Origin of the sequence: Alkalibacter mobilis, assembly GCF_015594845.1 — a bacterium.
In the GTDB taxonomy this organism is placed as follows: Bacteria; Bacillota; Clostridia; order Eubacteriales; family Alkalibacteraceae; genus Alkalibacter; species Alkalibacter mobilis.
Window position 1 is genome coordinate 35,415 of sequence record NZ_JADNRK010000005.1, and the last position, 15,189, is coordinate 50,603.

Below are 15,189 nucleotides of genomic sequence, written 5' to 3' on the forward strand. Positions count from 1 at the left end.
ACCTCCAATTAAACTTTTTCGTACAAAAAAGTCGATATTTTTTTAAACCCAAACTCGTTGGGATTGTATATGCTCTCAGTAGCTCCTGTAAAAAAAACACCGCCTTTTTCCAATGAGCTGCTGATTTTTTTGTATATCTGATTTTTTGCTTCATTTTTAAAATATATGGTAACATTCCGGCAGATCACGGCATGAAAGTTTTTTTCATAAGTGTCTAGAAGCAAATCATGCTTTTTAAAATGGACCATCCTCTTTATATTTTCAGCCAAACGATATTCGTTTCCATCCTTAGAAAAATACTCCTTCAACTCTTCCTTGGCAATATTTTTTATTTCATTTTCTTTGTATGCACCCACCCTGGCTTTTTCAAGTATGGTGTCGTCGATGTCGGTTGCAATTATTTTATTGTTCTTCAGTTGGTTTCTTTCCATGATCAGAGCAACTGAGTATGGCTCAGCCCCAACGGAACAAGCTGCACTCCATATTTTTAATGATCCGAATTTGGGTGCCAGATTGCTTTTGATCACCTCTTCAAATTCGTCAAAAATATCTTTATTTCTGTAGAATTCTGTAACGTTTATGGTTATATAATCCAAAAACACCCTTCTCGTGTTTTCATCTGCCTTGATCATATCAGCGTATTCTCGAAGATTTTTTGCCCCGGCGCTTTTCATCACTGTTCCGATTCTTCTATGCAACTGCTTTTCCTTGTAAGCATTCAGATCTACTTTCAATCGTTCCCTGACCCAATTCTTAAAAAAATCAAATTCCAGTTCCATTTTTTCTCTCCGATATCCTAATTATTTTTTCTGTCATTTGTGCTGGAGTCATTATCACATCTACTACACCGGAGGATTCTGCATATCCAGGCATTCCGTATACCACGCAGCTTGCCCTGTCCTGTGCCATGGTGTGCCCACCCAGATCCTTTACAAGCGTCATTCCCGCCGCACCATCCTTGCCCATTCCGGTAAGAATGATTGCCAGCAATTTCTCTTTGTATTTTTTCGCAGCCGTTTCAAACATATAGTCCACTGCAGGTCTGACTCCGTGAAGTTTTGGGCGTTGATCCAATTTTACTATGTTCCCCTCGATAGTCATATGGAAATCTCCTGGTGCCACGTATACAGTTCCCGCTCTCAATTCCATATTTTGTTTAGCTTCCACAACTTTTAAAGAACATTCATTGTCCAACCTTTCCGCAAATGATGCAGTGAATCCTTTTGGCATATGCTGAACTATGAGTACCGGCATGTTTAAATTTCCCGGCAGTTTTCTAATTATGTCAAACAATACTTTTGGTCCGCCTGTCGATGCTCCTATGGCTATGGCCTCTACGTTTGAATATTTGGCATCGATGTTTTTGTTTGGAATTCCCGATATCTTTTCGGTCGTTTCGTTTCTTTCCTCCAACTTAGAAGACAGTACCTTTGCAACTACCAACTTTGATTCCAACTGATTTTTCAAGTCTTCAATTGAAGACTTGCTCGCCTCTGAAGATTTTTCAATAAAATCCAAGGCTCCCAATTCAAGTGCTTCCATGGTCACTTGGCTTCCCGTTTTTGAGTAGGCACTTAGCATAATTACATGTACTTTCGGGTAATCTCTTTTTAAAATTTTTAAAGCCTGTATGCCGTCCATCTTCGGCATCTCTATGTCCATCGTTACGATATCCGGTTTCAACCTTGACATTGAATCAATAGCATCCTGTCCGTTTCTGGCTATTCCAACTACTTCTATCCCTTGGATTTGCGCTGCCGCATCTGACACGATCTTTCTCATAAAGGCTGAATCGTCCACAACCATGAGTCTTATAGACAATGAAATCCCTCCATTTACAGCACTACGATACTTTTACTGGCTGTCTTTATATCAACTTTGAAATTTGACAAATCAACTATCATGGTACGACCTATGTTTCCTCCAGTGTGACTGCCTAATATTGGTATATCAAGTTCACTTAGGATTTTTTCCACCGACTCTACATTTCTTTTACCTATTTCGGAAGTCATTTTCTTGTCTGGAAAATTGAACATACTCGCACCTCCCGCTATCTTGGCAACTAGATTTCGCGTTTTTAGCGTACCTCCATTCATTTCCTTTATCATCAGTGGAATTGCCAAATCTGCGAATTTTTCCGGTTTAACCCCACTTTTGAAGGCGGTGCTGTCAGGCAGCATAATGTGACTGAGTCCTCCAATTCTTCTGTTTCTGTCATAGATCGCTATGCCTACACACGACCCCAGCCCCAATGTTATCAAGCTGTTCGGATCAGTTGTAATTTTATAATCGGCAATACCGACCTTTATCTGATTTTCCATTCATAAACCACCAAACTTTGATTTATTAATTCTTATTGTTCCACGGTCAGAAGTTCTTTGCTTTGAACAAAATCAAAGAGGTTGTCCGTTTCCAAAAGTATGATTATATCCTCATCGATTTTTATGAATCCTTGGATATATTCTTTGGATATGCTGCCTTCTCCAAGGTCTGCGTTCTCAAAAGTATTATCCTCCACCGTTCTGATCCCTATTATTTCATCTACAACAAGTCCGATCAAAGTATTATTCCACTGGATCACTATGATTTTTGATTTTTCATCATTGCCGGCCGGATCTGAATAAAGACGCATGTTTAAATCTATTATCGGCAGCACTTTATCGTTGTACTTGATGACACCAATTAAATAATCCGAGGTTTCAGGAACTTTCTTAGGACAGTTGTATTCGATTATCCTCTCAATTTTAGATATTTCAAGGGCGAAATTTTGGTTGCAGTTGGTAAATATGATCACTTGTTTCATTTCAAGTTACCCTCCCAAAAATATTTTTGATATTTTATATATCGACCATTTTCCCATTAGTTTAATAATATTTTAAAATTTTATTGAATTTATCTTACATTATTATATATAATGGTCTAGTAATTCTCTGAAAGGAATTGATTCTATGCGCTTGGTACCAGTCAACTCAATCAAGGAAGGCAGCCTATTAGCCAAGACTCTTTACAACGGCAGCGGAATACCTCTTTTAAGGGAAGGGCATCCTTTAAACAAGAAACTACTTGATCGTGCAGTCAGCAACGGAGTTCACTCGCTATACATACACGATGAATACAGCAAGGAAATAATCGAGGATGTAATAAGCCCTGACCTGAGGCAAAAGGCCATACAGACTCTCAAAAACAATTTTACCGATATCCATCGGGTGGTAAAATCAAGTTCAAAATACAAAAACAAAAAAAACAACAAGATCGATTCTGCCATAAGCAAAATCACATATATTGCCAAGGAATTCGTAGACAACATTTTATCTCAGGATGATTTGATAATTAACCTTGTGGACATCAAGACAATGGACGATTACACTTATCAACACTGTGTAAATGTTGCCGTACTATCAATCGTGCTGGGAATAGAATTGAACTATGACAGAAAAGTTTTGGAGTCTATGGCAATCGGAGCACTTTTGCACGATTTTGGAAAAGTTTTCATCCCCAAAGAAATTCTGTTAAAACCTGGAAAATTGACGGAATCGGAAATGGAAGCCATACAAAAACATCCATACCTGGGCTATGATTATCTTAAGTCCAACCTCCAGATCAACCATATTGCTTTATCAATAATTCTTGAACATCATGAAAAATCAAACGGCTCCGGATACCCAAACAAGCTTTCAAGCAACCGTATATCTCCTTACGCCAAGGTCGTTTCCGTTTGTGACGTTTATGACGCTTTGACTTCAAACCGACCGTACAGAGAAGCCATGTCTCCCAACGAGGCTATTGAGCTTTTGATGGGATCCTGCGGTCAAGATTTTGATTTAAGTATAGTGAAATCATTTATAAGGCGCATAGTTCCTTACCCCATTGGTACAATGGTGGAATTGAGCAACAGGCAAAGAGCAATAATCAAGGAACTCAATCCCGAATACGTTCTAAGACCTGTCGTCGATGTTGTCATTGAAGATGAAGAAACAATTAGTTTTAAAAAACTGGATTTGATGGACCATATGAACGTTGTAATAAAGCATCTCGCCGGAAATTAAAAAACCTGCCTCCCACGCGGATCGAACTTAAAGTTCTTTTCCAGTGTGAAGCAGGTTTTATTTTTCAATTACATTCTCTGGTAACTACAAGGTTTGCACCTGAACCGCATATGTTTTCTATTATGACGTCTCCGATTTTGCACGGTGCGCTTATTTCAACTTTGTCAATGGCATCAATAACGTTGAATATGTCTTTTTTCGGCACTCCCGAATCTGTTTTCACGGAAGTCACCGGTTCCATTCCACCTTTGACTCTTACCGTGGAAGTTATGACCCGCCTTGGATCCGTTAGCTCTCCTACTGCGTACGCTTCACCTCTTTTACATCTGTTGCCTTTAACCGAATATTTACCCTGTTCTTCTTTTATTGATACTGTACATCCGATTGGACATACCACACATGTGAATTTTTTTTCTTCAGCCATCATAGAACCTCCACTTCAAACACGATTTCTTCAGTATCGCATTCCTGTATATTTTTCATATTCAAGTTAAGACTCGCCATTTCACCAGGCATCAATCTTTCAAATGATTTAGAAAATATTTCATTTCCATTGCTGTATACCTTGATTTTTGCATCGCTGTACACTTTGTCTACGCGCATATACATTTTGATTTTGTCCTCTGATTCACATTTTTTAATCTTTTGAGGCACAACATAAGTGATACCTTGTCCAGCTTTGGTGAGCGTATATCCACTTTCAGATTTTCCATTCTTGATATATTCCATGGCTCCCTTTGCCGCTATCTCTGCTTCTTCGGAAACATAGTCCACCAGATCATGTACGTGCAATACGTTTCCGCAAGCGAAAATCCCGGATTTGGTCGTTTCTCTGCTTTCAGTTACTATTGGTCCCTTGGTCCTCCTGTCCATCTCTATACCGCAAACATTTGAAAGCTCGTTTTCAGGAATAAGTCCCACCGACAGAAGCAAGGTGTCGCATTTGATATATTCCTGGGTTCCTTCGATTGGTTTGAGGTTTTCGTCGACTTTTGCCACAGTTACTCCCTCAAGCCTTTCTTTTCCGTGAACAGATAGAATCGTATGGCTCAGTTTCAATGGTATATCATAATCTTCCAGACATTGAACGATATTTCTTGTCAAACCGTTTGAATAAGGCATCAATTCGAAGACACCTTTAACTTTTGCACCTTCTAATGTCATTCTTCTGGCCATTATCAGACCAATATCACCAGAACCTAGGATTACGACTTCCTTACCCGGTAAATAGCCCTCCAAATTAATAAACCTTTGAGCAGTTCCTGCCGTAAACACTCCAGCCGGTCTGCCCCCTGCTATATTGATGGCGCCCCTGGTTCTTTCTCTGCATCCCATTGCCAGAATTATGCTTTTTGCTTTGAGAACTCTGAACCCGTCCTTTTCATTCAGTACATGCACTTCTCTGTCTTCTGTAACTTTCATGACCATTGTTTCGGTAATTACTTCGATGGAACTATCTTTCAATTTTTCTATGTATTTTTGGCTGTACTCCGGACCTGTAAGTTCTTCTTTGAATTTATGCAAACCAAAACCGTTGTGTATGCATTGATTCAAGATTCCGCCCAGCATGTAATCACGCTCAATGATCAAAATATTTTCAAGACCTTCTTCGCTCGCTTTCAGTGCCGCTGCCAATCCGGCAGGCCCTCCGCCTACAACTATCAAATCATATGTCATTACATCTTACCTCCTTTGGGGGTCTTAGTTTTATCTGCCAATATATAAGAACCTTTGTTTCCCTTGTTGATATCCAACATGTCCATTTTAAGCTCCCTACTCATTATTTCCATGACTCTTGGTGTGCAGAATCCACCTTGGCATCTGCCGGATGTCACTCTGGCTCTTCTCTTAATTCCATCAACTGAATTTACCGGTATGGATCTTCTAAGAACATCCAATATCTCACCCTCGGATATACTTTCGCATCTGCAAACTATTTTCCCAAATGACTTGTCCTGCTCGATCAATTCGTTGATTTCTTCGTTGGACATCCTATCCATTCTGATATATGGAGTCCTGTGGGAAATAAAATTGACTTTTTCTTTTAATTCCATCCCTGAATCCAACAAAATATCTTTAACATACAGTGCTATTGCCGGAGATGAAGTAAGACCTGGTGAATCTATTCCTATCAGGTTTACAAAGCCTTTTTCCGTTTCTTCAATTATAAAATCATAACTTTCCATAGATGATCTCAAGCCTGCATATTGAGTGATTATTTTGCTCATATCCAATTCCGGCATGGTCTTCTTTGCATTTTCGCCCACTTCGGCCAAACCGGATTTTGTCGTATCCAAGTCTTCCTTGTCGTCTACGTATGTGGCATTTGGTCCAACCATCAGATTCCCATGGATCGTGGGTGTGACCAAGATCCCCTTGGATCCCTCCTTGGGTGTTTGGAACAATACCGATTTTGCCATCGAACCAATTTCCTTGTCAAACAACAGGTATTCGCCTTTTCTCGGGGTTATTTCAAAATTGTTCATACCCGCCATCTTAGCTATCTTGTCGCTAAACAAGCCCGCCGAGTTTATAACATATTTAGTCAATATCTCTTTGTCGTTGCTTTTTATCTTATAACCCTCTTCAGTTTTTTCAATGCCGGTAACCGGTGTCTCCAAAATAAATTCAACGCCATTATCTGCAGCATTTTCGGCCAGTGCTATGGTGAATTCGAATGGCGATATTATGCCTGCGCTTCCGCAGAAAAGAGCTGAATGCACGTCAGGGTTGACATTGGGTTCATTGGCCAATATAAACTCTTTTTCTACTACTGAAATATTCCTGACTTTGTTTTCAGTTCCTTTTTCGTACAGTTTAAGTATCTCCTTGTGGTCATTTTCATCAAACCCCAACACATATGACCCACACTTTTTGAACCCAAATTTCAATTCGTTATCAAGCTGTTTGAACATTTCATTTCCTTTGACACACAATTTTGCCTTTAAGGTATTTGGTGCTGAGTCATACCCACCGTGAACGATCCCGCTGTTTGCCTTGCTGGTACCATTGCTTACATCTCCGTCTTTTTCTACGACACAAACCTTGATATCATATTTTGCCAATTCTCTGGCTATGGCGCATCCGACTACGCCCGCTCCTATAATGGAAACATCGTACATGCTATCACTCCTCGTTTTATATTTATCCTTTAATCTGATTTTGTACCATAAATCGCCAAGAAAAATTTGAATACAAAAAGACCGCAACAAACAATTGTCCTCAACAATTGTCTGTACGGCCTACACTTTTAACACTGGCTCGATTTATTCATTTGCTTGAATTATAACATCAACTGAAACAAACTGCAAGCTTTTTCATATATTTTTACAACATTGTGAAATCAGCAAAAAAGTGATACTATATGATTGTATAATCATATAGAGGTGAAAAAATGGATCTTGTAGAAATAATAAAAGCACTGGGTGATGAAAACCGCCTTCGAATAATGAATTTATTGCTGGACGACAAACTCTGCGTATGCGAGTTGGAAGCCATACTCGACCTTAATCAATCGAATGTCTCAAGACATCTTACAAGACTTAAAAATGCCGGTATTATCAAATCCCAAAAAAAAGCTCAATGGATATTTTATGGTCTTAACGACAAATTTAAAAGCGAGAACGAGCTCCTTGTAAATTACTTGAAAAACAGATTCGCCAGTGAAGAGTTTACAAACGACGTATCCAGGCTCAAGGCATATAGAGAAAGCAAATTCACCTGTGTGGATATTCGAAGCAACACTCAGGAATTGAACAAAGAATTATTTCGTATTTTTGAAGAAGACTGATTGTCCGAAACCCAGGCCAGTCCTCTTCAACTTTATTATGGCTTAATGATCCTGACGTTTTTGATGACGGCGATCATCCCTTCTTTTACCATAGGTTTTATAACTTCTATAACTTCGTTTATCTTCTCGGTATCTTCAATGACCTCGATGACAATGGGCATATCCCCAGATAAGGCATCAAAAGGTTTTTTGCCTCTCCTGTTGTTTTCACCAAACCCTTCAATCCCTCTCAATGTGGTAGCACCTCCCACACCATGTTCCTTTAGTTTCATGATAATGGCATGGTACAGGGTATCGTGACTATACATTTCAGACTCTCCAATAAAAATCTTTAACATGCTGCCATTTGTGTCGGATCTCAAATCGATCCCCCCTTTTTTAAAAATCAAACCATCCTTTTTTCTTGAACCATCTGTACATGAGAAATCCTATCAAAATCATTATTCCCAATACGATGAAATATCCGTATGGATGATCGATTTCCGGCATGTTTTTAAAATTCATTCCATATATTCCAGCTATGAAAGTCAGCGGAATAAATATGGTGGTTATCACAGTCAACAACGTCATCACGCTGTTCATCTTGTTTGTATTTAATGATATCATGCTATCCCTTATTTCGGAGGCAATTTCTCTATTTGCATCGATTATCTCTGAAATTTTCAAAAGATGGTCGTAAATATCCGCAAAATACGCCTTGCCGCCCATGAATCTGTTTGTATGGGTGGTATTTAGTATCCTGTAAATCAAATCTCTGGTGGAAGTTACCGTTCTTCCCACTTTCATCAAATCTGATCGTGTCTTGTACAGTGTTTTGATTTGATCCTTATCATAACTCATATTCATTATATCATCGTATTCTTTTAACTTGTCTTCGATATTAAAAACACCTGGAAAGTATCCATCCACTATCAAATCCATGATCAAGTATGCTACATATGTGTTTCCTTCCTCCCATAGATCGATACCGCTTTCCAGTAGATTTTTGGAAGCTTCAATGAATTCTGGCAAATTGGGATCTTGATGAAATGTCACTATATATTTGTTTCCCAAAAACAGGTTTATTTCCATATGAACAAGAGTTTCCCTTTGAATCGCATGGAGTACAAAAAAACTATATCCGTCGTAGAAATCAACTTTTGGTCTCTGCATCCACTGCAGGCAATCCTCAATTGCCAAGGGGTGAAAATTGAAATAATCATAAAGATAAGCAATTTCCATTTCATTTGGTTTCTCAAAATCCACCCAAAACCACTTCAACTCATCTTCATTTATTTCCTCAATGGTTTTAACCGATATGAGTTCGTCATTATTGGTCAACGCAATTATTTTGATCATCCAAATCACCCCTGAACTTATTTCTCACACGTTGTCTTCAACATAAAAATTCAATTCACCATCCACTGCTCCAATCTTAACAGTCATATTTTCAACCAGCGTTCCAGCAATGATCATTTTGCCCAGCACTGTTTCTACATTTTTTTGAATAAAACGTTTCACTGGTCTTGCGCCGTATACATTGGAATAGGATTTTTCTGCTATCAGCAGTTTTGCCTCATCTTCGCATTCCAGCGAAATGTTCCTGTCTTCCAGTCTTTTCCCTACATCTGCAAGTGCCAAGTCGATGATTCTGACTATCTCAGATTTTTTGAGCGGCTTGAATGTTACTATGTCATCGATCCTATTTAAAAATTCAGGCTTGAAACTACGGTTCATCTCATTCATCACCAGCTTGCGAGCATTCTCCGTTATTTCACCGTCATCTCCAATTCCCTCAAGAAGAAAATTGCTTCCAATATTTGAAGTCATTATTACGACCGTATTTTTGAAATTGACAGTTCTTCCCTGACTGTCCGTAAGTCTGCCGTCATCCAACAATTGCAAAAGTACGTTGAAAACATCCGGATGAGCCTTCTCTATCTCGTCAAACAAAATTACACTATAGGGTTTTCTTCTTACACTTTCCGTCAATTGTCCACCCTCTTCATATCCAACATATCCGGGGGGAGCACCAATCAACCTGGAAACGGAATGTTTCTCCATATATTCGGACATATCGATCCTGATCATGTTGTCCTCATTGTCAAACAAAGCTTCAGCAAGTGATTTAGCCAACTCGGTCTTCCCGACTCCTGTAGGTCCCAGGAATATGAAAGAACCAATTGGTTTGTCCAAATCCTTAAGTCCCGAACGCGCCCTTATTACTGCATCGCTTACTGCTTCTACCGCTTCATCCTGACCAATGACCCTCTCATGAAGAATGTCCGACAGATGCAACAACTTTTCTTTCTCCTGTTCCATAAGCTTGGCGACTGGAACACCTGTCCATCTTGAAACAATTTGGGCGATCTCTTCGTCTGTAACTTCTTCTTTCAACAATTTTCGCTCCACAGGTTCCTTTGATCTTTCCAATTCTTTGATCAGTTCCGGCAATTTACCATGCTTGAGTTGAGCCAATTTTTCCAGATCATAATTTCTTTCGGCTTCTTCAATCTGCCGGTTCACATTTTCGATCTCAAGTTTAATATCCTTTTCACCTTTTATGCTTTGCTTCTCAAGTTCCCATTGTGCCATCATGCCATCGCTTTTCTCTCTTAAAACAGATATTTCTCTCTCTATATTTTCCAGTCTATCCTTGGAAGCTTTGTCGGTTTCCTTTTTTAATGCCTGCTTTTCTATCTCCAGCTGCATGATTTTTCGGCTGAGTTCATCAAGTTCGGCAGGCATGCTGTCTATTTCAGTCCTGATCATTGCCGCCGCTTCATCCATCAAATCTATTGCTTTGTCCGGAAGAAACCTGTCTGTGATATATCTATTTGACAAAACAGCACATGCTATTAGTGCATTGTCTGTAATTCTGACACCGTGGTGTATTTCAAATTTTTCTTTCAATCCTCTCAATATGGATATGGTGTCTTCGACTGTAGGTTGATCCACCATGACAGGTTGAAATCTTCTTTCCAGAGCAGCATCTTTCTCGATGTACTGTCTGTATTCATTTAATGTAGTCGCTCCGATACAATGGAGTTCTCCCCTCGCCAGCATGGGTTTTAGAATATTTCCTGCATCCATTGCTCCCTCGGCTTTTCCCGCCCCCACTATGGTATGTAATTCATCAATGAACAGAATGATCTTGCCCTTTGATTTTTGAACTTCGTCCAAAACTACTTTGAGTCTTTCTTCAAATTCTCCTCTGAATTTGGCACCGGCTATCAAAGATCCCATGTCAAGGGCAAAAACGGTTTTATCCTTAAGTCCTTCCGGCACATCACCTTTCAGAATTCTCTGCGCCAAACCCTCTACTACCGCTGTCTTTCCTACTCCAGGCTCCCCGATCAAAACAGGGTTGTTTTTAGTCCTTCTAGATAAAATCCTTACAACCCTTCTTATTTCCGAGTCTCTTCCGATAACAGGATCCAACCTTCCCTGTCTAGCCGAATCAACAAGATCTCTGCCAAAACGCTGTAAAGCCTCGTAAGTGTCTTCCAGATTTTGCGAAACCACCCTCTGGCCGCTTCTAACTTTACTCAGTGCCTCCATAAATTTTTCTACGGTAATTCCATGATTTTTAAAAACTCTGTCCGCTGCTGATTTCTTTTCTTTGAGCAGGGCTATGTACAGATGTTCTACGCTTGTATACTCGTCTTTAAATCTTGCGGCTTCATCGGATGAGACCACCAATACCTGATTAAGCCTTCTTGACAAATAACTGTTTCCTGCATCTCCGTATACTTTGGGATTTTTTTCGAGTATGTCTTCCAGGTCTTTTATATAGAGAGCGACATCAACGCCCATATATCCCAATAACTTTGGTATCAATCCGTCTTCCTGCTTGGAAAGGCTGTAGTTCAAGTGTTCGGGTTCAATTTCCTGGTTATTGAATCTAATGGCGTATTCCTGTGACAAAGCGATGGCTTGTTGAGCCTTTTGAGTAAATTTTTCATAATTCATCACTGATTCCTCCTTTGTCAATTTTGATAGTTGTTTTTCAATTCTTCGTATAATTCCTTAATTTTTGGAGTTATATTTACAGGATTTACTATCCTCATCTTTATATACAGATCACCCCGGTTTCCCTTTCTGTCCGTGTATCCCTTGCCCGTGAGCCTGATGCTCTTGTCCGTTTGAATTCCGGCAGGAATTTTTACCGATAATCTCTCTCCAAATATTTCGACTTCTTTTTTTATACCAAACAGCGCTTCCCAAGGCAACAGATCTATCTTCTTATAGAGATCGAGTCCTGCAAGTTCTATGTCTCTATCTTGCTTGATATTGACCTTCAGATAAAGATCTCCATTTTTTCCACCGTTTCTGCCCACTCCGCCTTGACCCGTCAAGCGAATTTTTTCTTCGTTTTTTATCCCCTTTGGAATTTTTATATTAAGACTCAGCTTTTTTCCATTTTTATCGAAAGTTACTTTTTTTGTCCCTCCATGAAACGCTTCATTCAAATCAATCGATATCTCAGTTTCAAGGTCGTTACCGCGAATTCCCTGACTGTATGCCCTTTGACTTCTTCTTCCGCCGAAAAGATTTTCCACATCAAAGTCATCACCCATTCCCCCACCGAAAAAAGCGTTGAAGAAATCACTGAATCCTCCATCCGAACCTGTAGAAGTGTAGGTATAAGTTCCGCCTCTTCTATCAAAACCGAATTGGGACGGATCAAAATCCGAACCATTAGCGAACTGCTGGGAACTTCCGAATGCATCGTATTTCTCTCTCTTTTCCTTGTCACCCAAGACTTCGTATGCTTCGTTTATATCTTTGAATTTTTCTTCACTTTTTTTGTCTCCCGGGTTGGTGTCAGGATGGTATTTTTTTGCAAGTTTTCTGTATGCTCTTTTAATCTCTTCGGATGTTGAATCTTTTTTCACTCCCAGAATTTCGTAATAATCCTTATATTTCATTTGGAACTCCTTTCCGATACACAAAAATCAGGCATCGTATCACCTGATTATGTTGTAAAATCTATGTCGTTTTTACCTTACATTATAAATACCCTGTGGATAAGTCATTAAACTACAACTCCAGTGAGTTTTTATTCATTCTCTTCATTTTCGCTTTCCAAGGTCTCTGGTTTTTCTATTTCGACTTCTACAATGCGCTTGCGCTCAACTTTTTTTATCCTGTATATTACTCCATCTCTTTTTATCTCGAACACCTCTCCATTTCGAGGTATTTTCCCCAAGACACCTATCAAATAACCGCTAAGCGTATCGTAATCCTTGGAAGGAAGGTCTATCTGCATTATATATGCCACTTTATCCAAATCTATTCCTCCATTAAAATAATGGATGTTATCAGAAATTTTTTGATATTCAAATTCCATTTCGTCATACTCGTCAAAAATATTTCCAACGATTTCCTCGATCAGATCCTCTATCGTTACAATACCCGCCGTTCCGCCATATTCATCAATCACAACAACCATGTGCACTTTGCCCCTTTGCATCTCTCTGAATAGTTCATCCAATGGTTTTGATTCTGGAACAAACACAGGTTTTTTCATTAATTTTGTCAGCTCGAAGTCGCCTTCCTCATCATGGATCAAACCCAGGATATCCTTAATATGGAGTATCCCCACTATATGGTCTATAACCTCATCATAGACAGGCATCCTTGTATATTTCCTGTCTGCAAAAATCTTGAATATCTCTCTTTTATCTGTTGCTAGATCAAATGCAACAATTTCAGTTCTGTGGGTCATGATATCCGATGCAACCTTGTCGTTGAATTCAAATATATTGTTTATGAGCTCCTTCTCGATGCCCATGATCGCACCTTTTTCTTCGCCGACGTCGATCATCATCCTGATTTCTTCTTCCGTCAATTCTTCCTCCCCGTCATTGGGATTTGAACCGGTAAGTCTGATGAAAAAATTTGTTGAACTATTCAAAAATGTTACAATCGGGGCAGTCAACTTAGAAATCAAAGTTAGCGGTCCAACGGCAATATTTGAAATTTTTTCAGCATGTTGCATGGCAAGGCGCTTTGGTACCAACTCACCCAATACCAAGGTAAAGTATGAAAGAATCAAAGTAATGATTACTACGGCGATTCCTCCAAGCAGACTCTGAGGCAAGGGCACTCCTATTTTTATTGCAAACTTGGCCAAATCATCTGCAAAACTTTGTGATGCTGAGGCACTTGCCAAAAACCCGGCCAATGTGATCCCTACCTGTATGGTGGCTAAAAATCTACCGGGCTCGCTCAACAGGTCAAGCAATTTTTTCGACTTTTTGTCACCTTCACCAGCTTGAGTTTTGATCTTGTTGTCGTTAAGTGTGATCAATGCGATTTCTGAAGCAGCAAAAAAAGCATTTACTCCTATAAGTGCAAAAAGCAGTAATATATTAAACATGGCGCACCTCACATATCGGAATTCTAGTTATCTTTACTTTAACTATAATCGAAACTTGCTTATCAATCAAGTGGTTCAATTCAATAAAGGCGAGCTCTTAAGAGCCCGCCAATCAATTACTGCATATTATCTATAAAGGATACTGCGTTAAGAGCGGCTACCTGGCCTTCCCCTGCGGCTTTCAGGTATTGATACGGTTTTCCGGTACAATCACCAGCCGCATACAATCCCTCAATGTTAGTTTCCATTTTTCTGTTTACTACAAAATGATTATCCTCGATCTGGACTCCAGGAACCAACTGATCAAGTTCTACGCTGTCTTTTAGTATGAATATGCCATCTGCATCTATGTGGTCGTTGTGTAAAACCAGTCTCTCGGCCTTTTCATTGCCTTCGATTCTCAGCGGTCTTCCCAATACTACATTTACACCATCTTTGATTTTTTCCGGCTGTCCATATAAAGGTATGTAAACTACCTCGCTGGCAACATCCAGCATGAAATTTGCTTCTTCTTCTGCATGAACATCATACCCTACTATCGCAACTTTTTTATTCTTGTATATAGGTGCATCGCATGTTGCACAGTATCCTACACCTTTACCCAGATATTCATTTTCGCCCTCAAGACTCTTTTTGTTGCTCACTCCCGAGGCCACAATCACTGAAGTTGCTTCATAACTGTTGTCTTTAGTAGTTATGGCAAAATATTTTCCAAGAGCATAAACTGCGTCTACTTTTTCTTCCGTTATTTCAACTTGCATTTTTTCAAGGTGCTGAGAAAATACATCTTTCAGTTCATTTCCCGTGATACCATGAAAACCAAGGTAATTATCGACTCTTGGAGCCTTTTGAACCTTTTCGCTTAAATTTCTGCTGCCAAAAACCTTGACTTTCTTGTTTCTTATGACACCGTTAATGGCAGCCGATATTCCTGCAGGTCCGCTTCCTATTACGATCAGGTCATATCTATCACTCATATAAATCTCCTC

15 protein-coding genes are annotated in these 15,189 nt (G+C 39.4%); 2 read left to right on the forward strand and 13 right to left on the reverse strand.

Annotated elements, in window-relative coordinates:
- Nucleotides 1-8: 8 nt before the first annotated feature.
- Genes IWB18_RS04250 through IWB18_RS04265 form a run of 4 tightly spaced genes read right to left on the reverse strand, consistent with a single transcriptional unit; the run spans nt 9 to nt 2,803 of the window.
- Nucleotides 9-773: a CheR family methyltransferase gene (locus IWB18_RS04250; RefSeq protein ID WP_207740750.1), complete on the reverse strand. Its 765-nt coding sequence runs from the start codon at nt 771-773 to the stop codon at nt 9-11.
- Complete coding sequence (locus IWB18_RS04255) at nt 763-1,821, reverse strand: protein-glutamate methylesterase/protein-glutamine glutaminase (RefSeq protein WP_195682367.1); 1,059 nt, start codon at nt 1,819-1,821, stop codon at nt 763-765. Before IWB18_RS04255 ends, IWB18_RS04250 begins: the two co-directional genes overlap by 11 nt.
- Before the next feature lie 14 nt (nt 1,822-1,835).
- On the reverse strand, nt 1,836-2,321 hold the full coding sequence (locus IWB18_RS04260) for a chemotaxis protein CheD (protein ID WP_195682368.1): 486 nt from the start codon (nt 2,319-2,321) through the stop codon (nt 1,836-1,838).
- A 32-nt stretch (nt 2,322-2,353) separates the two neighbouring features.
- Entirely contained in the window at nt 2,354-2,803 is a 450-nt protein-coding gene (locus tag IWB18_RS04265; RefSeq protein WP_195682369.1) for a chemotaxis protein CheW, read from the reverse strand.
- Nucleotides 2,804-2,948: 145 nt separating this feature from the next.
- Here IWB18_RS04265 and IWB18_RS04270 point away from each other — a divergent pair, with 145 nt between their 5' ends.
- On the forward strand, nt 2,949-4,046 hold the full coding sequence (locus IWB18_RS04270; protein WP_195682370.1) for an HD-GYP domain-containing protein: 1,098 nt from the start codon (nt 2,949-2,951) through the stop codon (nt 4,044-4,046).
- A 64-nt stretch (nt 4,047-4,110) separates the two neighbouring features.
- Here the strand turns inward: IWB18_RS04270 and IWB18_RS04275 are convergent, their stop codons facing one another.
- Genes IWB18_RS04275 through IWB18_RS04285 form a run of 3 tightly spaced genes read right to left on the reverse strand, consistent with a single transcriptional unit; the run spans nt 4,111 to nt 7,168 of the window.
- Complete coding sequence (locus IWB18_RS04275) at nt 4,111-4,470, reverse strand: DUF1667 domain-containing protein (RefSeq protein ID WP_195682371.1); 360 nt, start codon at nt 4,468-4,470, stop codon at nt 4,111-4,113.
- A complete protein-coding gene (locus IWB18_RS04280) occupies nt 4,470-5,723 on the reverse strand; it encodes an NAD(P)/FAD-dependent oxidoreductase (protein WP_195682372.1) in 1,254 nt (417 codons plus the stop codon). Before IWB18_RS04280 ends, IWB18_RS04275 begins: the two co-directional genes overlap by 1 nt.
- On the reverse strand, nt 5,723-7,168 hold the full coding sequence (locus tag IWB18_RS04285) for an NAD(P)/FAD-dependent oxidoreductase (RefSeq protein WP_195682373.1): 1,446 nt from the start codon (nt 7,166-7,168) through the stop codon (nt 5,723-5,725). The genes IWB18_RS04280 and IWB18_RS04285 overlap by 1 nt, the downstream gene beginning before the upstream one ends.
- 272 nt (nt 7,169-7,440) lie before the next feature.
- Here IWB18_RS04285 and IWB18_RS04290 point away from each other — a divergent pair, with 272 nt between their 5' ends.
- On the forward strand, nt 7,441-7,836 hold the full coding sequence (locus IWB18_RS04290; protein ID WP_195682374.1) for an ArsR/SmtB family transcription factor: 396 nt from the start codon (nt 7,441-7,443) through the stop codon (nt 7,834-7,836).
- 35 nt (nt 7,837-7,871) lie between these two features.
- On the opposite strand, the gene IWB18_RS04295 is transcribed toward IWB18_RS04290, so the two are convergent.
- The 6 genes from IWB18_RS04295 to IWB18_RS04320 form a co-directional block, all read right to left on the reverse strand.
- Nucleotides 7,872-8,198, reverse strand: coding sequence for a DUF190 domain-containing protein (locus tag IWB18_RS04295; RefSeq protein WP_195682375.1), 327 nt, complete (start codon nt 8,196-8,198; stop codon nt 7,872-7,874).
- A gap of 16 nt (nt 8,199-8,214) precedes the next feature.
- Complete coding sequence (gene corA, locus IWB18_RS04300) at nt 8,215-9,174, reverse strand: magnesium/cobalt transporter CorA (RefSeq protein WP_195682376.1); 960 nt, start codon at nt 9,172-9,174, stop codon at nt 8,215-8,217.
- Nucleotides 9,175-9,198: 24 nt separating this feature from the next.
- Complete coding sequence (gene clpB, locus IWB18_RS04305; RefSeq protein WP_195682377.1) at nt 9,199-11,787, reverse strand: ATP-dependent chaperone ClpB; 2,589 nt, start codon at nt 11,785-11,787, stop codon at nt 9,199-9,201.
- Between the two features lie 17 nt (nt 11,788-11,804).
- Entirely contained in the window at nt 11,805-12,746 is a 942-nt protein-coding gene (locus tag IWB18_RS04310; RefSeq protein WP_195682378.1) for a DnaJ C-terminal domain-containing protein, read from the reverse strand.
- 131 nt (nt 12,747-12,877) lie between these two features.
- A complete protein-coding gene (locus IWB18_RS04315) occupies nt 12,878-14,200 on the reverse strand; it encodes a hemolysin family protein (protein ID WP_195682379.1) in 1,323 nt (440 codons plus the stop codon).
- Nucleotides 14,201-14,316: 116 nt separating this feature from the next.
- Nucleotides 14,317-15,177 carry an NAD(P)/FAD-dependent oxidoreductase gene (locus IWB18_RS04320; RefSeq protein ID WP_195682380.1) on the reverse strand — a complete coding sequence of 287 codons (861 nt, stop codon included), beginning with the start codon at nt 15,175-15,177 and terminating at the stop codon, nt 14,317-14,319.
- Nucleotides 15,178-15,189: the final 12 nt, after the last annotated feature.

Excerpts from the sequence above, each read along its gene's own strand:
- IWB18_RS04260 (WP_195682368.1), bottom strand. The coding sequence starts at position 2,321 with ATGGAAAATCAGATAAAGGTCGGTATTGCCGATTATAAAATTACAACT.
- IWB18_RS04265 (WP_195682369.1), bottom strand. The coding sequence starts at position 2,803 with ATGAAACAAGTGATCATATTTACCAACTGCAACCAAAATTTCGCCCTT.
- IWB18_RS04270 (WP_195682370.1), top strand. The coding sequence starts at position 2,949 with ATGCGCTTGGTACCAGTCAACTCAATCAAGGAAGGCAGCCTATTAGCC.
- IWB18_RS04275 (WP_195682371.1), bottom strand. The coding sequence starts at position 4,470 with ATGGCTGAAGAAAAAAAATTCACATGTGTGGTATGTCCAATCGGATGT.
- IWB18_RS04280 (WP_195682372.1), bottom strand. The coding sequence starts at position 5,723 with ATGACATATGATTTGATAGTTGTAGGCGGAGGGCCTGCCGGATTGGCA.
- IWB18_RS04285 (WP_195682373.1), bottom strand. The coding sequence starts at position 7,168 with ATGTACGATGTTTCCATTATAGGAGCGGGCGTAGTCGGATGCGCCATA.
- IWB18_RS04290 (WP_195682374.1), top strand. The coding sequence starts at position 7,441 with ATGGATCTTGTAGAAATAATAAAAGCACTGGGTGATGAAAACCGCCTT.
- corA (WP_195682376.1), bottom strand. The coding sequence starts at position 9,174 with ATGATCAAAATAATTGCGTTGACCAATAATGACGAACTCATATCGGTT.
- clpB (WP_195682377.1), bottom strand. The coding sequence starts at position 11,787 with ATGAATTATGAAAAATTTACTCAAAAGGCTCAACAAGCCATCGCTTTG.
- IWB18_RS04310 (WP_195682378.1), bottom strand. The coding sequence starts at position 12,746 with ATGAAATATAAGGATTATTACGAAATTCTGGGAGTGAAAAAAGATTCA.
- IWB18_RS04315 (WP_195682379.1), bottom strand. The coding sequence starts at position 14,200 with ATGTTTAATATATTACTGCTTTTTGCACTTATAGGAGTAAATGCTTTT.
- IWB18_RS04320 (WP_195682380.1), bottom strand. The coding sequence starts at position 15,177 with ATGAGTGATAGATATGACCTGATCGTAATAGGAAGCGGACCTGCAGGA.